Here is a 22,118-nt window from a genome sequence, read left to right as displayed (position 1 = left end):
TTAGAATAGGTAAAGTCAAGAAGGTTTTAAGCCATTTTTGACCTACATATTGCATCATTGCATGTAAGTACGTTTCATATCGTATTCATCGATCCAATCACAAGATGACACACACACATGGAGGAGATCAACATGAGTCACGCAGGAAAAGTAGCCATTATTACTGGAGCAGGAAGTGGATTGGGCCAAGCAGCAGCACTGAAGCTGGCTGAGAAGGGTGCATCCATTGTCGTTGTGGATCTTGTCGAAGAGACAGGTCTTGAAACGGTTAAGCAGATTGAGAAGCTGGGAAGTAAAGCAATTTTTGTACAAGCAGATGTGAGTAAAGCACCTGAAGTTGAGAATTATGTGAAAAAAACAGTCGAAGAGTTCGGACGAATCGACATGTTCTTTAATAATGCAGGTATTGCAGGTCCTGGGATCAAGTTGATCGAACATACGATTGAGCAGTTTGACCAGATCATTGATATTAACCTGAGAAGTGTATTTTACGGATTGAAGTATGTAATTACGGAAATGCTCAAAACAGGTGGAGGTTCCATTCTGAACACGGCCTCCACAGCCGGTATTGTTGGTGTACCCGCAGTTGCACCATACGCAGCAACCAAACATGGCGTAGTGGGCTTGACCCGCACAGCTGCGATTGAATATGGCAAGGACAACATTCGTGTAAATGCGATTGCCCCAGGTACAATTGAGACGCCGATGGTCATTCAGTTCGGTAAAGACAACCCTGAAGTGTTCAAGGCAACCGTTGATAGCATTCCATCTGGACGTCTGGGCAGACCGGAAGAGATTGCTAACCTGGTTTCCTTCCTGCTTGGAGATGAAGCGCCGTATATCAATGGTGCAGTATATCCGATCGATGGTGCAGTTACGGCCCAATAAGAGTTCTGCTTAACCTTAATAGAGTAGTCGTTAAAATGTTTAAAGAGAGGCCTCTGTATGCATACAGTGACCTCTCTTTTTGGTTTGTCTGTTGTACTACGAATTCATATCATGCACTGTTGTGCGATGTATTGGTTTGTGTACTTTTGAAAGGCGCTGAACGATACGAGCTTATAACGATGATGATGGCAACAGCAACCCCGACAGCGCCAATCCAGGTGATGGATGACAATGAAACGCTGCTGACAGCAATTCCACCAATACCTGCGCCGGAAGCCATCGCCAGTTGCATCACCGAACTGTTCAGGCTTAGCATAATGCCAGAGGATTCCGGAGCCATGGTGACCAGGTTATATTGCTGAGTTGGACCCGAAGACCAGGCGGCAAAAGACCACAAAATCAGAACAAGGAAGACAGCGAGATGAGAGCTTGCTGTTATATTCAACAGGACCAGACTCACGATATGCAATGTCATGCCTGTGAACAGCGTTCGTTTGACACCCAATCGGTCAGCACTGAATCCTCCAACTTTTGAACCGATCAGACTAGCTATGCCAAATGCGAGTAAAGCTGAACTGAGTAGTGCTTCGCTCATTCCTGAAACGGATACAAGATAAGGTGAAATGTACGTGTAGGCAATGGAATAACCACCTAACCAGAAAAAGGTCACCAGCAGTGCAAGTACAATTCGTGGCTGTTTGAGCAAAGACAGTTGTTTCTTCAGTGGAACAGGGGCTTCTGCTTTGGAAGGCGGAATGGCGGCCGCAATTACCAGCATGGCGAGGACTCCAAGAACGGCTATGCCGGCAAAAACGAGTTTCCAATCCCAAGATGCAGCAACGAGCCTTCCGAGCGGAACACCAACAATCAGAGAAGCCGTAAATCCAGTGATTACTGTGGCGATTGCACTAGCTTGTTTGCCCTCAGCCGCTATTTGGGAAGCGACCGTTAATGCCGTGACAACAACAACGCCCGCGCCCAAAGCCATCAACACGCGTGCTGTGACGAACAGTCCATAACCCGGCAACAGATAGGCAAGAACATTAGCCGCAACGAATAGACCGAGGAAGTATAGCAACAGCTTGCGACGGTCCCAGCGCGAAGTCAGTGCAATAATGACAGGTGTACCTAGCGCATATACGAGTGAAAAAATCGTAATGAGCTGTCCGGCAGCGATTAAAGAGATATTCATGGTATCTGCAATGCGATCCAAAATGCCGGCAATGACATATTCGGACGTTCCTACAAGGAAACTGACCAAGGCAAGAACATAGATTTTGAGCGTAGAAGACATGGAAACATAACCTCTTTCTGATTATAATTATTATATTTTTAGAAATATAAAAATAAAGACGATAGAACAAGACATGAATGCTCTGAATGCAACCGATCTACGAACGGTGATGTTACAACCTAGATAATGAATAATGGTATAAGCGTAGACTTAAGTGACCTAGTTCTACTAATAAATATCGTGCGTTGTTTCTATATTTCTAATTATATAGAAATATAACTCAAATTTTTTTTATTTATTTAGCAGATAGGGAACAAACTTTTGTGCGGTCTCCGTGTTCAGGCTGTAGTAGATATAAGTACCTTTCTTCTGCGATGTAAGCAGGCCGCAATCGGACAGCTGTTTCAGATGATGAGACAGAGTCGATAGGGCAACCGTAACAAGGCGGCTCTCCAGATCGGCAGGACACAGGTTGCTTTCGCCCGATAAGATCTGAATGATTTTGTACCGTGTTTGCTCGCCCAGTGCTTTATGAATTTTGACGACTTGTTCAATCTCATTCGAGTTTGATTGCATAATGATCCGTCCTTTCGTCTTTATTTCTTATTTCTAGTAATATAGAAATACAGTAGCATATGTCATTTGAAAAGTAAACTCTCGGACGAAGATTCCATAATTTCTACTGCGTCTGTGTTAACAGCCGAAAGTCTGGAGTAACTTCCCCCGAGAGTTATGTGAGTTGTATATTACCGATCCAGGGAATCAACATAGTCTTTGGCTTCCTTCAACGAAAGACCTCTGGCTTCACGCAGTCGTTTGATCGCCATAATTTTTTTCCCTTGTTGTATAAGTGTAAGCAGTTCCTGATCCAGATCCGTTTGACCCGGTGGGCTTGATTGGGAAGGAGATGCTTCCTTCGGCGACAAGGTGTAATTGAAATTGGAGCGTGGGCTAGCAATTGCGGTGGAACCATTCTCCAGACGCTCCACATCTCTTTTCAATTCATTTAATTGGCGTTGCAGGCTGGTGACTCGGACCAACAATACAAGGATCAGAAGCGACAGAACGATCCATACCAAGGTGTTCATTTCCATGATGTCATGTGCCTCGCTCTCATTTGGTCATATTTGGCCATTATTTAAGTTGAACCGGGATTTCCTTGACACCACGAACAATCATGCCAGGTCTCCATTCCAGTTCATTCACATTCGCCTGAAGCTGTATATTTGGAAAACGATTCAGAAGTGTGCTGACTGCAATCTCACCTTCCAGACGAGCAAGCGGGGCTCCGAGGCAAAGATGAATGCCTTTGCCAAAAGCCAGGTGTGAACTTTTCTCGCGGGTAATGTCGAAGATATCAGCATCCTTAAACTGCTGTTCGTCCCGGTTGGCGGAATCAAGCGCAACGATGACAAGTTCACCTTGAGCAATATGCTGTCCACGGAATTCAATATCTTCCAGAGCCCACCGGGATGTGCTGAACTCCACCGGTCCGTTATAACGCAGCATCTCTTCAATGGCATTGTGAATAAGCTCGGGTTGCTTGATAAGAAGTTCGCGTTGCTCCGGATGCTCCAGCAGGGCGAGAATGCCGTTGCCGATGAGATTAACGGTTGTTTCATGACCGGCAATGATTAATAAAGAGACCACGCCAAGCAGTTCTTGTTCAGTTAACTGCTGCCCGGATTCTTCTGCAATGACGAGCTGGCTGATCAGATCTGTGCCCGGGTCTTGACGTACTTTTGCGAACCAGGCCGTAAGGTAATCCGTAAACTCCTTGGAATGCTGCTCAAACAGCTCAGCGCTCTCGGCTGTGGAAGCATCAATTACCGTATTGGACCATATGCGGAATTGATCACGATCCTGGGCAGGGACCCCCAGAATTTCACTAATAACAATGATGGGAAGCGGGAAGGCAAAGTCATCGATCAGATTCATTTTTTCCTGTGACGGGAGGTTGTCCAGCAGATCATCAGCAATGTCCTGAATATGGCTTCGCATGTTTGCGACCAGTTTGGGCGTGAACGCTTTCTGCACCAGTCCGCGAAGACGTTTATGATCTGGCGGATCGGAGAACAACATATTATTCGAGAAAATGCTTTGATTGTCAGCACCGTAACGTCGGACCATGTCTTTGCTGAAGCGAGGATCTTTCAGAATCTGTACTGCATCCTCGTATCGAGTAATCATCCAGCCGAATTCTCCTTGAGGAAACATGACTCGGAAAACGGGCTCTTCTTTTCTTAACTTTTCATATACCGGGTAAGGGTTATGCGTGAATTCTTTCGTGAAAAACGCTGGCTTTGAGGACTCGTTGGGTTCATTCGGGTTCAAATGCAAAATCTCCTCTCATATTCCTGCATAATACCTGCACCTTCTATATATTCAATACACAAGCTTTTGAAACCTTGTTTTTTCTTCATATGGATGATAGAGCAGGAAAATAGAGGAAGATGGAAGAAGACATGAGTAGAGAGAATCGTTTATTATGCTTGGTAAAAATGAAAATGAGGTGAACGCTGACATGTCTTACGCACAACTTCCTTTGCATCACCACCAGATTCCGGCAAGTCGAATGGTTCTTGGCTGTATGCGGTTTGGAGGTGAATGGGATGGGCTCCCCATTACTTCAGATCTTGTCGTAGAAGGTCATCGAGCGGTAGAAGCAGCTATCGAAATCGGCATTAATCACTTTGATCTGGCGGATATTTACACACGTGGTAAGGCAGAGCATGTCTTGGGGCGAGTTTTATCCGAAACTCCCGGCTTGCGTGAGCAGATCATTATACAGTCGAAGTGTGGTATACGTCTTGTAGGTGATGATGAAGGACCGCAGCGTTATGACACCTCAGGTGCACATATTCTGGCGAGTGTGGACGGTATCCTGGAACGGCTCGGGATCGATTATCTGGATATTTTGCTGTTACACCGTCCTGATCCGCTCGCCCATCCGCAAGAAATTGGAGACGCACTGGCTGAGCTGCATCATTCCGGTAAAGTGCGCCATTTTGGTGTGTCCAATATGGGTTCTGAACAGATTCGCCTTCTTCAGCTTCATAGTAAAGTACCCCTGATTGTGAACCAGCTGGAGATGAGTCTGGATAAAATCGGATTCGTAGAAGCCGGTGTGACAGTTAATCGGCCCCAAGCCAGAGACAACGTGTTTCCCTATGGCACGATGGAATATTGTCAGGCAGAGCATATTCAACTGCAAGCTTGGGGTCCCCTTGCTCAGGGGCGATTTACTGGCAGGGTAGTTGAGGGACAGCGCGCGGAGATTGAGCATACGGCTCAACTAGTTGATCGAATGGCCAAGGAGTATGGGGTGACACCGGAGTCTATTGTACTGGCTTGGTTAATGAAGCATCCAGCAGGGATACAACCTGTCATTGGTTCGATTCGACCAGAACGAATTCTGGCCTGTCGTGATGCAACGAATATTGAGCTTACCCGTTATGAGTGGTACGAGCTGTATTCCGCGTCATGCGGACGTAGATTGTAAGTAGAGACTTCTGAGAGATTGGTTAGTTTCGATTAAAATTCATAGAGGTTGGATGAAATTTGAACATATAAGAAGACACAGGCTGCTGATGGCCTGTGTCCTCTTTGTAATAATCGGCTTCATTTGGTTGAAACACATTATCGAAAGTGTAATGAATCCTGAGGTCATATGGCCTACAATGCGTTTACATGGGTAATAAGCATGCTGATTCGGATCCGAAACCAGTGTGTTGGCACGGTTGTAAGGATATTTCACCTGCATATTTGCGCTAGAGGCTATGTCCATGGACTTAGGGAGAGTGCTGATAAGAAGGACGTTTCAACCATTTTTATCGTTTTACGGGGTAGTTGTTCGAGGGCTGTGATAAAATGATAGGAATAAGAACATACGATCTGTTTAAGTGAGAGGAGACACCTTGACGATGGAGATGCTTAAGCCACCCGCCGAGACATTATACGAGGTTGAATTACGCGCGCTGCGAGAGGAAGATCAGGGGAAATGCCCCCCGAACTGGTTGTTATCTCCCGCCTATGTGCGCGATTTTATTATAGGCAGGGATAAGCCTGCATTATTGAATGGAGAAGAGATCCAGATTACCCGCAAATTCTATGGCAATGACGTGTTAATTGAACGTGCAGTGGTTACTCTGGCAGGCAATCGAGGATTAATGCTCGTGGGAGAACCCGGGACAGCCAAGACCATGCTTAGCGAACTGCTGACCGCAGCAATCTCCGGAACCAGTCTGAATACGATTCAGGGTACGGCAGGCACGACGGAAGATATGATCAAGTATTCCTGGAATTACGCCATGTTGCTTGATAAAGGCCCTTCGGAAGCTGCGCTTGTGCCATCACCGTTATATAACGGAATGAAGAAAGGCATTCTTACCCGTTTTGAAGAGATTACACGTTGTCCCGCCGAAGCGCAGGATAGTCTGATCAGTATTCTCAGTGACAAGGTCATGAGCATTCCTGAACTGGATGGTGGTGTACTGTTTGCCCAACCTGGATTTAACGTCATTGCTACAGCCAATATTCGGGATAAAGGTGTTAACGAAATGAGTGGTGCATTGAAACGTCGGTTCAATTTTGAAACGATCAAGCCCATTCATAACGTGAAGATGGAAGCCAAAATCATTGAGTCCCAGGCACGAAGCCTGTTATTACATAGTGGAATTGATATTGAAATTAACCCGGATGTGGTTGAATTGCTGGCTACAACATTTATGGAACTGCGCACCGGCATGACACGGGAAGGATACAAGCTCGATACCCCTCAAGCATCCATGAGTACGGCGGAAGCGGTGTCAGTCTATGTTCAGAGTGCGATGACTTCCTATTATTACGAAGATAAAGCTATTGCACTGGATCGGTTGGTACAGAACATGCTGGGGACCATTGCAAAGGAAAACGACAAGGATCTGTCCATTCTCAAAACCTATTTCTCTAAGGTCGTAAAAGAGCGTTCCAGAGAAGAGGGAATGTGGAAGGACTATTATGAGGAGAGAAAATGGATCGGTTAGCAGCAGTACTGGACCCTGATGTTGATCAGTTACAATCCTTGTTCGAATCCCAGGTATATAACCTGAGTAATCATACGGTCTATTATCCAATACGACACCATAGCCCTGCATGTTCATATCACTTGTTACGATTAATTGGGGAGTACAAGCCGGATATTATTCTGATCGAAGGACCAGAGAGTGGTAATCCATTAATTTCGGTTCTGAGTGATGAGGCAACGATACCTCCTGTCAGTCTGTACTATACCTATGAGAGTGAATTGGAGAGAGAAGCCTGCTATTATCCGATGCTTCGTTATTCGCCTGAATATGTAGCTTTGAAAGAAGCAAAACGGCTGGACATTCCGGCAAAGTTTATTGATCTGGACTATCAACACTTCTCCACTCGTGCATCCAAATCCGGCCAGACAGAGCAAAAGGAGATCTCCATTCAGGACGAAACCTTGCTTGCGGGGTCTGATTTCATTAACCGATTATGCCAAAAAACAAACTGCCGCAGTTTTGATGAATTGTGGGAAAAGGTGTTTGAAATTGGCGGTCTGGAAAAATCCACTCAGGCATTCGTGCAGGATGTATTCACGTATTGTACTTTATCCCGAATGTGTTATTCCACGGAACGATTACAGTCTTCAGGTGATCTGGCAAGAGAAGCACATATGAAACAAAATATTAAACAAGCGGTGCAGGAGCATGACCGTGTGCTTGTCATTACCGGTGGATTTCATACGTATGGACTGTTGATGTCAGAGAAACATGAATCTGAATTGGAACAGCCAGAAATGGATAAACAGCATGCAGACCAACGTTCGGATGGGCAAGGTAAACCAATTACGTCTCAACAAAGTGCGGTTGATCCAGATACGGTTCACCAACAAATGTACCCGATGGTCTATACCTTTGCTGAAGCGGATCGGCTCAATGGATATGCGAGCGGTATGCCTTATGTAAATTATTACGATCAGATCTGGAACCAGCTGCTTCGCAAAAAGAGTACACCGTATAATCTAACGGCTCTGGACTTGTTATCCCGGCTGATGCGCCAATTACGGGATGGTCACGAACATGTATCAACCAGTGATGCAATTGAGGCATACAGTATGATTCAGGGTCTTGCCGGGCTTCGGGGTAAAAGGGAAGGCGGCGTCTATGAGTTGATGGATGCAGCCCTCTCTTCCTTTGTGAAGGGGGAGCTTACCTTGGCGACCGATAAACCGCTGCAAGAGCTGCAGCAGTTATTGACAGGAGACGTCATTGGAAGCGTGGCTCCCAATTCATTCAGTATTCCCATCGTGGAGGACTTCAAGGCGCGTTGTACAGAGTACAAACTGCAGATTCGCACAACAGGTCAACACAAGAAAGTGCTGGATCTGTATGCAAAACCGGAGCATCGTCAGATAAGCCAATTGATTCAATGCATCACCTTTCTGGTTCCGGAATTCGCGAAACGGCAATCGGGGCCGGACTGGATCGCAGAGCGTGATATGAATCTTGTGCGCGAAACCTGGGTTTATATGTATTCATCCCGTATTGAAGCCAGATTGATAGAGAACTCTCTCTATGGTGGAACGCTTGCCGGGGCGGCTACACGCAAAATGGAAGAACAGATGCAAGAAATACCGGATCATCATAGCGGTGAACTTGCCCGACTCATGCTTGAAGCGTTGCTCATGGGACTTCAGAACACAGCGATGAAACTTTATGAACAGGTTCGCTCGGCGCTGAGAACCGACGGGAATTTTCTATCCTTATGTAACAGTCTGCATGTCTTGAACCGAATTCATCAACACCGCAGATTGCTGGGATTATCTGATGAGCAACATCTCCCAGACTTGGTCTCCGAAGCTTACAGGAATGCCGTAGACAAGCTGTTACAGCTCTCCAGAGCTAACCCGGATGAACATGAAGCCATTATTCAGGGTTTGAAGCTGCTAGCCATGCTCGCAGAGTCATCAGAGGAGCATTTTCAGGATGAGACATTCCGAATACATCTGAATGAGCTTCTGTCGGATCACCAGCTTCCGGCTCAGCTGGAGGGTGTGTGTGTGGCTATTTCCTCAGGGCTCGGTGACAGGCCCAGGGATGAGATTGTTGATCGTGCTCGCGGGTATATCCATGGTACACCGGATCAGACCCGTCAAACGGCACTTTTTTTACAGGGAGTATTCACTGTAGCACGTGATGCTTTTTTATATGAGGATCAGCTCTTATCTGAGTTGAATTATCTGATTGAACAGCTGTCATACGACGACTTCATCAGTATGGTACCGGAATTGCGGCTGGCATTCACCTACTTTACACCAATGGAGACGGGCTTGATTGCTGAACGGGTGGCGAGTCTGCATCAGGTTGAACCAGAGGAGATGTTGAGGCCTGCGGTGGATGAGCAGATGCTGATCCAGTCCAAAGCATGGGACGAAGCGCTTCGAAAGGAGTTTGCCGCATGGAAGCTAATATGAATGAAGCGAATCGGAGAACGGACGAAACCAGAGAAATCAATGAAAGTTCCAATCCGGATGGAAGCAACCGAGGGGATCAACAATCTGTTGAAACCTTGAATCGATGGCGTCTGATTCTCGGTGAATCCGCTGAAGAAGGGTTGAGTAATACAGACCAATATACTTCGGCTGAATTTCAATATACGGAAATCGATGAGATTCTGGGGTATCTGTATAACCGTGAATACGGTGAAGAACAAGGTTACCGAAAAGAGGGAGGACGCGGTGCGTCTAACCTGACTGTACCAAAATGGTTACACAAAGTCAGGGACCTATTCCCCAAACCAACGGTAGAAATATTGGAGAAACAGGCGCTTGATCGTTATGGGCTGACAGAATTGTTAACAGACAAAAAGCTGCTTGAATCCCTTGAACCAAACATGAATCTGCTCAAGAACATTATGCAGTTCAAAGGACGGATGAAAGGTGAGGTGTTAAAGAGCGCCAAGGATATCGTTCGAACCGTGGTTGAAGAGCTCCGCAGCAAGCTGGAATCTCAGACCCGAGCCAGTATCATGGGCAAGCGCAGTCGCTATACCTCGAGTTCAGTACGATCCTTGAGAAATCTGAATTTCAAGCGAACCATCACCAAGAATTTGAAGAATTACGATAAAAACAAGCGCAGATTTGTGATTGATCGCCTCTATTTCGACGGAAATATACAGCCTCATAACAAGTGGAACATCATCATTGGTGTGGACGAGAGTGGCAGTATGCTGGATTCAGTCATCTACAGTTCGGTGATGGCCAGTATTTTCTACCGTTTGAATGCGTTGCGCACCCAATTATTCATATTTGATACGCAGGTTGTTGATCTGAGCGACAGACTGGAAGACCCCGTAGACGTGCTCATGAATGTACAGCTCGGCGGGGGGACACATATTACGAAAGCGTTGCGTTATGGCGAGACGTTAATCGATAATCCAGGCAAAACCATCTTTATTCTGGTCAGTGATCTGGAGGAAGGGTACCCGATCGCGCAAATGTACAAAGCCTGTAAAGATATCATCGATGCAGGATGCAAATTGCTGGTTCTCACCGCGCTCGATTTTAACGGGGATTCAGTCTATAACAAACATGCCGCCCAGACATTAACCAATATGGGGGCTCATGTAGCAGCAATTACGCCTAACGAACTCGCGGATTGGATTGGCGAGATCATCACTTAAATTCAAGGAGGAATGTGTAATGCTTACCGCAGACCGCGCAGTTGAAACTTTGGTGGAGAAATTCGCAGTAACTTGTTCAAACGAGTATTCATTAAAAACAGATCGCAGCTCCGAAATTATCGATTACGTCTTGGGAACGACTGACAAGTTCCCGGATATGATGGGAAATTCGAGTCATTATGTGTATCAAACGATTGATCTGCTCATGAAGCTTGCCAAAAAAGACGATGGCGATATCTTTTATCGTGCCGGGGCTATTGTGATATATCTGGAATCCAATTATTCCAAAAGAAATTCATGGAGAACGGATGCCTTTACTGTCTGTATGGGAAATGACTCCGAAGCCTACGGATTAAGCGGGAAGAGCAAAAGCGCTAATCGCATGGATGGATTGTTGTCCCGGTTGGAGAAGATCAAACAGTTTGCAGGCGAGAACGAAATTCTGACTGAATTAAAGAGTAAATTAAAGCGTGCCCAGTGGCTTTTTGATTCCAAAAAAGCAGACAGTCAAGGGGATTACCGGGATGTAATTAATGCATTAATGCTGCTGCAACTATATTCAAGACTCAGTGACACGGCTTCTCATCTTGCAGAGGTTCAATCTTCTGTTCAATCGTTACCAGTGTTGTTTCAACATGTAATGGCTAATGATGCAGATAAGTTGCGGGGCGAGCTACATACGTTGATTGAACCTGTAGTGGTCAGTAATATTCAAGGAAAGCATAACGGATCTTCCCAAGAATTGAAGGATGAATTCCTCAAGGAGAAGCGTAGTCAGCTCATAGCTGAGCTGTATCCCAATACGTCTTTCTCTTCAAAAGAGCAATGTTCACACACTGTATTCCATCAAACTATGATGCTTGTGAGTGGTGCCTTGTTGTACCTGATTAACATTAGTGGGGGTAAACAACGGTTCCTTGATACAAATAGTGAGATTGGGCATGTTTTGCTTCACACAATACATCAATTACATGAAATTTATCCACTTGAAGTTCGCCGTTACTTGCTGAGTATGGACCCTAGAGCAAAAAGTCCAAATGATCTGCTTGCTGGACTTGTGCCTCTGGATGAGCCTTATCAGTTGGTTGAAATGTTGCGGGACGAGCTTAATTCGTACACGGTATCTTGGAACATGCTACAATCCGCGATCGCGAATCGTCCTGAACAAGCGATTCGAGCATACGAGATTATGAAACCGCCATTCCTCAAACTCTGCATTCAGAAATTCATGGAGGATCAGGGTTTGGAGCTGCCCAATGCGGAGGGGTCCTTGGAGCAAGCGGTATTCAACGCTCTTCGGCATCCATTGGATGGGGGACGTCAAGGACTTGCGATTGCAAGATACTTAAGTGGGGAAAACACCCTTGAGGAATATTGGGAGGACCCGAATAGTCGCGGTTTGTTTAATCAACTGAATCGGGATAAGAAGCGTGTTCACAACCTCATTAGTATTAGTTTTCTGCCCTTGGACTCGGAGGCGATGCGCAGGTTCGCAATCCTGACCACTCATCCCGATTGGACACTGGATATTATCTCGGACATGTACCATTCATACGCGTTTAGTGGAGAGCAGCTGCTTCAACGTTATGGGCAAGAGCCTGAGGTGAAACGTGAGAAATTGCTAACCAGCCTGATCTCACTCAATGGCATGACCGACTACAGATATAAATCCATGCCGCATGAGGAATACCGCCGAATCATTCAGCAGAATCTGGACTATGCACTGACACAGTACAAGAAACTGCCAACAGATACACGCATTTTAATTCTGGAGATTACCTTTGAACAGCGTGATGAGTTATCGAAGAAAATATTGGCTGAAGCGATTCGTGCCGGATTGCAGGATTCTTCCAAAAAGGCCAACGGCGTGGCGTTAGCGGAATTCAACCGAATTCCTGATCAGGACTTGTATACGCTCGTATACCTCTCGGAGAAAAAAGTGGGAATCAAAGAGATGGCTCTTACCGCAATCCGCAGTCTGGAAAACAGCAAGGAGCTGTACGGTGAGCTTTTGAAGAAAGAGAAGGCAGAGGATTGGAAGAACCTGATTCAAATTCTGCTGGATACCGCAGATCTGAGCCCGGAGTATGCTCATGCTGCGCTCGCTGATCAGGCAGATAACAAAAAGCTGTCCAGATTAAGCTGGTTGTCCCTGAAAGACCTTCCTTCCCTGATGCGAACAGAGGACAATCAGCCGTTAGATGACCGAATTAAGCTTTATATTTTGATGCAATCGCTGGATCACACGTCTGGACCCAATGAAAGATTAAATGAATTACGGGATTACGTAAGTGAGGCATCGCTCGCTCGTTTTGCAAGTGAATTGCTTCAGGTCTGGATTCAAGAAGGTGCCCCCGCGAAAGAAAAGTGGGTGATGTATGTTTCAGCACTCTTTGGCGATATTCAGATTGTGAATATTCTGGCTCCGCAAATTAAGGAATGGACAGAAAACAGTCGTGGCGCGATTGCAGCAGACGCTGTAAAAGTGCTCGCTTATCTGAAAGATCCATCCGCTCTTATGGCGATTGATAAAATCAAACGTGGCGTGAAGAACCGTCAGGTGAAAGGTGCTGCAGAAGAAGCATTGCAGCTTGCAGCCGATAATATGGGACTTACCTCGGAACAACTGGAAGATCGACTTGTCACTACACTTGGTTTTGATGAAAAAGGAACCATGCAGCTGAGTTACGGAGAGCGCTCCTTCCTGGTTAAGGTCAATGGAGACTTGCAAGTGGTTGTTCTCAATGAAGAAACGGGCAAATCCGTGAAGAGTCTGCCTGCTCCTGCACAGAAAGATGATGCTGATCTGGCAGCACAGTCCAAGGCACGTTTTACACAGCTGAAAAAAGATCTCAAATCCATGGTTAACATTCAGGCGCAGCGTCTGGAAGAGTCATTGTCCAAGCAACGTCTGTGGTCTGCCGATGAGTGGAAAGCACTGTTTGTACAAAATGTAATCATGCAAAAATTTGCTGTTGGTCTGATCTGGGGAACATATGAGGATGGCGCACTAATCAGCACCTTCCGTTATATGGAGGACGGCACCTTCAATTCCGTGGATGAAGACGAGGTTGATCTGCCTTCAGGTGCACAAGTGGGACTTATACACCCGTTGGAGCTGGATCAGGCGACGCTTGAAGGTTGGACAACGCAGTTGGAGGATTACGAGATCAAGCAGCCATTCGAGCAATTGAATCGTGAGATTCACCAGCCGGAAGATGAGGATATAATGAAGAATGAATACGATCATCTGCCCGAGTCTGATTTCTCACCAACGGCTTTCCCCAAAGCACTGGAGAAATATGGCTGGATCAAAGGGCCGGCACAGGACGGCGGCTGGTATCATGAATTTTATAAAGAGTACGGAGATCTTGTTGCAGAATTACAATTCAGCGGTACGAGCATCACGTATTACGAGGGATTGGATGACATTACCCTGGAATCCTTACATTTCTTCAAACCGAATAATAAGCAATATTATTACTATGGGGACAACAAACCCATTGCTCTAGGCAACGTTTCAGGTCGCGTGTTCAGTGAAACGATCTACGATATTCTGAGAGCAACGGGGCGTTGATGACGTGAGTGGATTCAAAGAGAAATTCCGAAGTTTTTCGAAGCTGTGTACAGAGGATTATCTGATTCGGTATGCCAACAAAGGGTTGTACAAAAGGTCTTTGAAAGAGTTGGACAATGGTGTGAGTGTAACGTACACATGGAATGAATCATCTGTGAGTTGTCAGCTCAGTGACGGGACTCAATGTACGCTTGAAAATACGCTGGATCGTTGGGAATGCTCCTGCCCGGCCGATCATATTTGCAAGCATGTGCTGATTGCCATACTATATGATCAACGGGAATATAAGGCAGAGGATTCAATGAATGCAGACGAGAAGCATTCGCTGGATAAGGATTCAGGGATATCGGATAATTATCCGTTGGACGTACCAAAAGACGTATCCGTAACAGAATCAGCATCAAATTTAGTATCAAACGTGGATGATCCAAGCGAAATTCCGCATACGGTATCACGTGAGATCGAGTCTCGCTTCCGCTGGATGACGGAGTCTGACCTTACTGTGTTAATTAAATCGTATAGTTCTTCCATGATTGAGGAAGTTGTTTTCCGACTGAGGTACCCCGAGGAAATTAATATCATTGAAGATTCACTTCTTACGGTTCATCTGACCACCCAGAATATCGAGGTGTCTTTTACGGAGGAACCGAACCTTGCAAAAGCACTATGTAAGGTGCAGCAGACTGCTGGGAAAATGGCCAAGCTTGAAGCTTTGCTACGATATCGGAACCTAAAAGGGCTGGATGATACGGATGCATTAAGTGGACGGGTGTACGAAGCCAAGTTCTCTTTGCAGACGGTGCAGGAATGTCGGGTTATGCTGGCAGGATTGTTGAAGACGGGACTGGCCCGCCTTCCTCAGTCCTATATGGCACAACTGGAGACTTTGGCAATTGCAGCTCATAGTGGCAACCTGCCTGACATAGAACGCAGTTTGCGAGGGATTCAAGGGGAACTACAGTTGTTTTTTAACAGACATATACGTTTCTCCATGCAATCCATGTTGGATCGGATAAGTAAGCTGTATCTTGCACTCCAGGTTCTTGAAGAAGAAAAGGTACCTGTCATTCAGCAGAGTCAGCTCATTGGCAGTTTTCGAAGTAAATACTTTACGGTGCCTTCACTTCACCTGTATGGACTGGGAGCTGATGCGTGGGAGACACGATCCGGTTTCCGTGGAATCACCTATTACTTCTATTGCTTCGATGATGAGGAAATCTACACCTATAGCGATGTACGTGCTGTATATTATGATGATCAGCAGTTCTCATATACAGAGCATTATGGTGCATTCACACCATGGCTGCCTAATCTGACCTTTCGCCAGTTTGTTGGTGAAGAAGTTCAATTCCATTCAGTTAAAGTGAATGAAGAACGCCGGATCTCTTCCGGGGAAGGTGCCAAACTTGCGATTTTGCCACGAACGAGTGTGGAAACGTTGAATATGGGCAAAACCATGCAAAATGTATCGTCTGTACTTCAAGAGGAATCGCGATCGTTCGACTTGTTTGCTACTCCCAAAGAACGATTGGCTGTGATCAAAGTGGCTCGAATTGTGGACCATAGCTTTATCAAACAAACGCAGGAGCTTGTCCTGACGGTTGAGAATACCGAAGGGGAAAGACTGGCACTCACTCTCCCGTATTCATCTGACTGGCAGGCGATGATCCAAAGACTGGAGTCAGGATATGGTTCCCAATCGCTTGAACACTTCTATGTCTTTGTGCGTGTGGAACCCAAACGGATTAGCCCGATCAGTTTCCTGAAGGGTCAAACGGTGCTCAGTCTGAAACTGGATATCGGTAATGGGAGGATGGGCAGACTTGGAAGAATATAATCAGTTCATGCAGAGAATTAACGGCTGGTCAGAAGAGTTGCTGCTGCGCGGGTTATCCCAGTTTGCGATCCGTGATATCGAGGTGCTTGAGCAGCTCGCAGCGGAATCCTCGCGGTTGCAGATGAGTTTCCTGCATGAGTTGTTGAATCACCTCATCAAGGAAGGGCGTAGCGTGGCTCTTGGACAAGGTAATGAAGAGTTGCTGTTATTTCAGTATTGTCGTCTCACCCAATATGTACAGCTCAGTGTGCAAGAAGAGGCGTAATATTGGTTAGGATTCCAAGCGAAGGCCCATGAAGCGATATGATGTAATAAATAAGATATAGTATAGAATATAGAAGATTTGCAGAAGGCCTCTAGGTCACTGCAAATCTTTTTTTATCGTGGAGTAAGTAAAAGTCATTTGCCAAACGAATATAGGTAGGAAGCACGGATCAACATGAGCATTCGTGATATGAGCATGGAAGGGAGGGATACATAATCGTGGAAGATGAACAAATGCGGAAGGCAGTAGTGAATCGTGATCCTGAAGCCATGGAATGGGTGATGAATCACTACGCAGGTTTGTTATGGAAGATTGCTCATTCCATCCTACATCATGCATCGGCAGAAGAGATTGAAGAATGCGTAGCAGATACATTTTTTGCTTTTTGGCAGAATCCGGATGCATTCCAATCTGGGCGAAGTAGCTTGAAAAATTACCTTGCAACAATCACAAAACATAAAGCGATTGATCGCTACCGGAAACTTAATCGAAGAACTGAGCTTACATATGAAGAGGAGATTCATTCGGTGCAAACGGATGATTTGTTGGTTCAGATGATCAGTAAAGAGACATATACGGAACTTAATCAAATGATTGACTCTTTTCCAGAACCGGAACGGGAGATTATGAAACGTCGGTTTTACGAAGGACAGAGACCCCATGAGATATCGGAAGCGTTGTCCCTACACGTTAGACAAGTCCATAACAAGCTTTATCGCTCCAGGCAACGATTGAGGACATGGTGGATGAACAGGAAATAAAGGAGGCGATCAAATGCGAAAATCCGACAAAGAATTCACTGAGCAGAACCTCTTTAATATTAAAAAGTTGTTCTATGATAAATTGGCGATGAATGAACCACCAACCGTTACGAGATCAGATTCATCATTTTATCCACCTGTATTATATCCATCCGCACAGACCAAGAAGTCCATGAATAAAAGAAAAAGGTATCGCAAAGCCATCTATATTCCTGTAACCGCTGCGTTATCGTTATGTCTTGTTACAGGGGCAGCTGCATCCATGGGCATCATTGACCTGCCTTCTATTCTTCATTTTCTAGGTGCAGATCGGATTGGCATTCTTCAGCCTGTTCATCAGGTGAGTGAAGATCAAGGGATTCGAATGGAGGTTATAGGTGCTGTCAGGGACGGAGATACAACGGAAATCTATGTTTCTTTGTCAGATCTGACGGGTCAACGTATTGACGAGACGCTGGATGTATATGATTACAGGGTCACCGGAGGTAATGCAAACAACGCTCAAATTATTCATTATGATGAAGCTAATAAAACGGCTATTGTTCGATTCCTCATTCAAGGAAAAGTCAGCAAAAATCGAATTACCGTTCAGATTAATACGCTGATGTCAGGTACATCTCTTCAAGATGGTTACAACGTACAAGTGGACTGGGAGAAGTTGCTACAAGAAAAGCAAAACAATAGTTATGAAATCCTGGAGCGAGATCGTATAAGTGGCTTGGGAGGTAAAACCGATATTCAATTGGAAACCGATCCAATTCCGGTACTGCATCAGGATGTAATGAATATCCCTGTTGAGGGTATTGATTGGATGCATATTTCCAATATGGGTTTTGTGGATGGCAAGTTACACATTCAGATTAATCCGGATAATGAGATTGGCGAGTATAATCATGGATATTTCTACTTCACGGATGAGCAAGGTCAAAAGCTCGATATACCTGAATATTCCGTTAGCTATGGACATTATATGAAAGATGGGGTCGGGTATGGAGGAGATTATGAGGAGTTTGTGTATGATCTGTCTGCTGTTGACGAATTAGATAAGCAGAGACTTCAAGGCAGCTTTACGAGTATTAGTGAAGTTGTAAAGGGGAATTGGAAAACTACTTTTAATTTGAGTCAAAATGCTTTGAGTAAAACAGGAAACATTCAGCTTGATGCAAATGGAGCCTCACTGGCAAATGTAACTCTTTCCTCGGTTGGAGTCACACTTACAGGTGAGGCCCTTAGCAAGATTCGGGTGGAGGACTTGAGTATTGAAGTTCACCTGAAGGATGGTACCAAGTTGTCTGGCGCATCCGGTTTCCTTCAGTTGGATCAGGATCTCATTAAGTGGATATCCCCTAAGACCATTCCGGTGAACGATGTGAGCTACCTGCTAATCAATGGAGAAAAAGTAACTTTACAAGATGAATAATTAAAAAGTGAATTAAAAATCGGTGGATAAGTGCGATCGGAAGTTTGTTCTGTCATCAGAAATGAATTACATGTCATATCCCGATTTATGAAGCATACCATTAGGCGAATGCGGTCATAAGGGAGGAAACTGATATGTCCATGAGCGAACCGCTGTTAACGCAAATTGTGAATCAACATATTCCGGCTGGTGCAACGGTCGTCACTATTGATAAACCTGTTCAACATCCAGCGATTTATGCGGCAGATCTTACCGGTGACGGTATGCCGGAGATTGCTGCAGTCTATCAGTTGAATGGTGAGCTGTATTTGCTCATTCTGAAATTTGTTCAAGGACATTGGATCAAGATGGCACTAATTAAGGGATTGGGGTATGGGGTGACTTTAATGACTGCTGCCCCTGTAACTTCAACGGCAAGGAACAATCTCATTATCGGTTGGCGGATTGGTTCTATTTGGTCTAAGCTTGCCGTATATGAGTGGACGGAATCAGGGCTCAAAGATCTGGCGCCTGACGATCTATACTATAGCTATGCAGAGATTATAGATATGCCTGGTCCACATGGTCGAGATGGGAAAGTGGAGATTGCACTCTGGATACATGACACAGGTGAAGCCTATCGTGTGGAGATTATCCGATGGCAGAATGGGAAATGGGTTCCTGCACCGGATGTATATGCAACCTATTATCCAAAAGTGGTGCAGTATTACGAGCAACTAACCCAGCAATATCCTGATTATATCTTTTACTGGTATTACCTTGCGGATGCTCAGTACCATGCCGGCCAGTATCCGGCAGCACTCGCTTCCGTTCAGAAGGCACTCAGTTTCCCGGAAGCTTATCCTTCCAGAGAAGTACTACAAGAGCTGGAAAAGAAAATTAAGCAGGCGATGGTCCCTGTAAGCCATGCCCGGGTAACGACGTGGTTATATCCAATCTCCGTTCGAACTACGAGTGGGACGCGTTGGGGGTATATGGATGCACAAGGCCACATTCGGCTTGAGCCGGTATTGAATGACGCGCAAGAGTTTCAGCCCAATGGGTTGGCTGTGGTTGTGAAGGATGGTCGAGCCGGTGTGATTAACCTTCAGGGGCAGTATGTCGTTCAACCTGTATACGATTCCATCAATTCCTTTTCCGAAGAACGGGCGATAACAATTGATTCTCAAGGATTTAAGATGATTAATGAACAAGGTACAGTCCTGACCAAACGGGCGTACCCGTATATCTCGAATATGAACGACGGTCGAGCTTTATTTTACGATTCAAACCCTGGTCAGGCAGATGGTTCGGTGAGTCGGTATGGTTATCTGGATGCGTCGGGCAATGAGGTGATACCTGCACAGTTCGCTTCGGCGAATGATTTTCAAGATGGCAAAGCGGTTGTGCAGATTAAGGACAATGAATATGCGCTCATTAATCGCAATGGACATCGGCTCGCAACGTATCCATATGCCTATGTGGGACCACTGGGGGATGGACTGCTTGCTTTTCAAAAAGAAAACTCGGGCAAATATGGGTACATCGACGAACGGGGTAATATTCGCATTCAGCCCAAGTTTTCATCGGCATTTCCTTTTAGCGACGGGCAAGCGATTGTTAATACAGCAGAGGATTACAAATCGAACTATGGTGTCATTAATACGGAGGGATCGTTTATCATTCAACCCGCCTATAATGACATCCGCGAACTAGGCGAGCATCGTTATGCGTTGGGGCAAGCAATTAATCCGGAGGAGCCTTATATTGGCTCTGTATACGCGATTGCAGATACTAACGGTAGAAGGCTTACGGAGTTCCTATATCGCGAAGTAGGTAATTACAAAAACGGCCTTGCTTCCGCATCGGATGGAAGACAAACCTATCTGCTGGATCTGAGTGGAAGACCTGCCGCTGGGTATCCGCATGTAGAAGGTTCGGGTATGCTGGAGGTCGTGGCATCAGATCTGATTAAGGCCTATGTAGACCAGCGCTTATCGTATGTGAATCGGGCCGGACAGATCATCTGGCGGCAAAATACAATCGTTCCGCTTCATCCGCCGTACCGTGTACGCGAAGAGAAGTACAAACCAAACAGGGACTACCTCGTATATTATCCGCAGGTGGAGGGATTAACGAACCAAGCGGAGCAGCTTGCGCTGAATGCCAAGTTGAAGCAACTCTCCCAGGTTAAACCGATCCCTGCGGATCAGCAGCTGGATTATACGTATACAGGTGATTTTGATATTACGTTTTATCAGCAGCAACTGCTGCAACTGCAACTCACAGGTTATAACTACCCGGCTGGTGCAGCGCATGGTATGCCTACGATGATCTATGCGATTATTAATCTGACTAATGGTCAGTTGTATGAGCTGAAGGATTTATTTAAGCCGAATAGTGACTACGTAAAAGTGTTAAGCCAGATTGTGGGGGATCAGATCAAAAATGATCCTCAATACTCGTATGTGTTTCCGGACACCTATACGGGGATTAGTGCGGATCAGCCGTTTTTTGTCACAGCTGATGCGTTGCATCTCTATTTCAATCCATATGATATCGCACCCTATGCAGCAGGATTTCCAACGTTTACGATTCCTTTTGTCCAGATCAAGGATATCATTAATACAGAAGGTTCGTTCTGGAAAGATTTTCATGGTTGATTGAGGGTACAGCCAACATTTTAACGAAAATATACGCTAAGGTCGTTCAGACACAAAGACAGCGGATTTTTCCTGCTTTAAGTAAATGTCCGCTAATACTTAGCGTATAAAACAGTCAAAATGTTGGCGCTACCCCATATAGAACTACTATAAATCAATCATTCCATCCTTTACATACATCAATCCACTCTGAATAACCAGAGTATTTTTCTAATTGTTTTATTGTAAGTTCAATAGCACTATTGCTACTCTTTGAATTTTTTGTTATCCACTTTTGCATCCCCGGCAGCAACTACTAAAACAGCTTGTCCATTCACCATAAAAGAAAGTGTTTTTGCGATTCTCTCTGGCTCACAACCTAATGCAGATGCAGCCAAATCCACGGTTGCACTTGATACTTCAAATTCGATAATTTGAGAATCCATACCATATTGTTTAAAAAAATCTTTTACTTTTTCAATTGCCATAATCAGCACACCTCATTTTAAAATATTTTCTAGAAGATCATAGATGAAACTTGCCTATGTTCTTGGGTAAAAAATCATGTTGTAAATGATACATGGTTCTTGATAGAGATTATTATAGGAATGAAAAACATTAGCACGAAAGCGGAGTGCTTGATTTTCTTTTAAAACAATTTTTTTTGTGTTGACTACCATTTCTAACATACCTTGTACCACAAAAACATATTCTTCCACACCATCAAGGTGCCTTTCAGATGGATGGTGACATCCAGGATCAAATTCGATATAAAATATTTCAACGTTACGGGTAGGGTAGCTCTTCCAATAATAAAGATAAAGGGA

Annotated in this window: 16 protein-coding genes and 1 pseudogene; 11 read left to right on the top strand and 6 right to left on the bottom strand. The window is 45.2% G+C overall.

Annotated features, from left to right (window positions below; genetic code table 11):
* Positions 1 to 132 precede the first annotated feature (132 nt).
* Positions 133 to 888, top strand: a complete 756-nt coding sequence (locus tag J2X75_RS09565) for an SDR family NAD(P)-dependent oxidoreductase (RefSeq protein ID WP_076250445.1) — start codon at positions 133 to 135, stop codon at positions 886 to 888.
* A 109-nt stretch (positions 889 to 997) separates the two neighbouring features.
* Here the strand turns inward: J2X75_RS09565 and J2X75_RS09560 are convergent, their stop codons facing one another.
* From J2X75_RS09560 to J2X75_RS09545, 4 genes are all read right to left on the bottom strand, one after another.
* Positions 998 to 2,182 (bottom strand): MFS transporter, encoded by a 1,185-nt coding sequence (locus tag J2X75_RS09560; RefSeq protein WP_310336007.1) that lies wholly within the window; start codon positions 2,180 to 2,182, stop codon positions 998 to 1,000.
* A gap of 231 nt (positions 2,183 to 2,413) precedes the next feature.
* A complete protein-coding gene (locus J2X75_RS09555) occupies positions 2,414 to 2,698 on the bottom strand; it encodes an ArsR/SmtB family transcription factor (RefSeq protein ID WP_036613842.1) in 285 nt (94 codons plus the stop codon).
* A 170-nt stretch (positions 2,699 to 2,868) separates the two neighbouring features.
* Positions 2,869 to 3,216 (bottom strand): ribosomal protein L7/L12, encoded by a 348-nt coding sequence (locus J2X75_RS09550; RefSeq protein ID WP_307535717.1) that lies wholly within the window; start codon positions 3,214 to 3,216, stop codon positions 2,869 to 2,871.
* Positions 3,217 to 3,256: 40 nt separating this feature from the next.
* Positions 3,257 to 4,456 (bottom strand): cytochrome P450 family protein, encoded by a 1,200-nt coding sequence (locus J2X75_RS09545; RefSeq protein ID WP_310336003.1) that lies wholly within the window; start codon positions 4,454 to 4,456, stop codon positions 3,257 to 3,259.
* Positions 4,457 to 4,646: 190 nt separating this feature from the next.
* On the opposite strand from J2X75_RS09545, the gene J2X75_RS09540 reads away from it, so the two are divergent.
* The 10 genes from J2X75_RS09540 (at position 4,647) to J2X75_RS09495 (ending at position 21,312) form a co-directional block, all read left to right on the top strand.
* Positions 4,647 to 5,624, top strand: coding sequence for an aldo/keto reductase (locus J2X75_RS09540; RefSeq protein WP_310336001.1), 978 nt, complete (start codon positions 4,647 to 4,649; stop codon positions 5,622 to 5,624).
* Between the two features lie 421 nt (positions 5,625 to 6,045).
* Complete coding sequence (locus tag J2X75_RS09535) at positions 6,046 to 7,146, top strand: ATP-binding protein (protein WP_310335999.1); 1,101 nt, start codon at positions 6,046 to 6,048, stop codon at positions 7,144 to 7,146.
* Positions 7,134 to 9,602, top strand: coding sequence for a DUF5682 family protein (locus J2X75_RS09530; protein ID WP_310335998.1), 2,469 nt, complete (start codon positions 7,134 to 7,136; stop codon positions 9,600 to 9,602). Before J2X75_RS09535 ends, J2X75_RS09530 begins: the two co-directional genes overlap by 13 nt.
* Positions 9,587 to 10,810, top strand: a complete 1,224-nt coding sequence (locus J2X75_RS09525) for a VWA domain-containing protein (RefSeq protein WP_310335997.1) — start codon at positions 9,587 to 9,589, stop codon at positions 10,808 to 10,810. Before J2X75_RS09530 ends, J2X75_RS09525 begins: the two co-directional genes overlap by 16 nt.
* A gap of 19 nt (positions 10,811 to 10,829) precedes the next feature.
* Entirely contained in the window at positions 10,830 to 14,387 is a 3,558-nt protein-coding gene (locus J2X75_RS09520) for a DUF4132 domain-containing protein (protein WP_310335996.1), read from the top strand.
* Between the two features lie 4 nt (positions 14,388 to 14,391).
* The gene (locus J2X75_RS09515; RefSeq protein WP_310335994.1) at positions 14,392 to 16,224 is read left to right on the top strand and encodes a hypothetical protein; all 1,833 of its coding nucleotides are present in this window, start codon (positions 14,392 to 14,394) and stop codon (positions 16,222 to 16,224) included.
* Positions 16,211 to 16,489, top strand: coding sequence for a hypothetical protein (locus J2X75_RS09510; RefSeq protein ID WP_310335992.1), 279 nt, complete (start codon positions 16,211 to 16,213; stop codon positions 16,487 to 16,489). Before J2X75_RS09515 ends, J2X75_RS09510 begins: the two co-directional genes overlap by 14 nt.
* A gap of 218 nt (positions 16,490 to 16,707) precedes the next feature.
* On the top strand, positions 16,708 to 17,250 hold the full coding sequence (locus J2X75_RS09505) for a sigma-70 family RNA polymerase sigma factor (RefSeq protein ID WP_310335990.1): 543 nt from the start codon (positions 16,708 to 16,710) through the stop codon (positions 17,248 to 17,250).
* 13 nt (positions 17,251 to 17,263) lie between these two features.
* On the top strand, positions 17,264 to 18,670 hold the full coding sequence (locus J2X75_RS09500; RefSeq protein WP_310335989.1) for a hypothetical protein: 1,407 nt from the start codon (positions 17,264 to 17,266) through the stop codon (positions 18,668 to 18,670).
* A 134-nt stretch (positions 18,671 to 18,804) separates the two neighbouring features.
* On the top strand, positions 18,805 to 21,312 hold the full coding sequence (locus J2X75_RS09495) for a WG repeat-containing protein (RefSeq protein WP_310335988.1): 2,508 nt from the start codon (positions 18,805 to 18,807) through the stop codon (positions 21,310 to 21,312).
* A gap of 154 nt (positions 21,313 to 21,466) precedes the next feature.
* On the opposite strand, the pseudogene J2X75_RS09490 reads toward J2X75_RS09495, so the two are convergent.
* Together J2X75_RS09490 and J2X75_RS30340 are read right to left on the bottom strand one after the other, a co-directional pair.
* Positions 21,467 to 21,779, bottom strand: a pseudogene (locus J2X75_RS09490) (YbaK/EbsC family protein).
* 54 nt (positions 21,780 to 21,833) lie between these two features.
* Positions 21,834 to 22,061 carry a cupin domain-containing protein gene (locus J2X75_RS30340; RefSeq protein ID WP_397383517.1) on the bottom strand — a complete coding sequence of 76 codons (228 nt, stop codon included), beginning with the start codon at positions 22,059 to 22,061 and terminating at the stop codon, positions 21,834 to 21,836.
* Between the last annotated feature and the right edge of the window lie 57 nt (positions 22,062 to 22,118).

Origin of the sequence: Paenibacillus sp. 2003, assembly GCF_031455635.1 — a bacterium.
GTDB classification, from domain to species: Bacteria; Bacillota; Bacilli; order Paenibacillales; family Paenibacillaceae; genus Paenibacillus; species Paenibacillus amylolyticus_B.
Note: the sequence above shows the minus strand (reverse complement) of the source record. Positions and strands in the feature narration are given on the sequence as shown.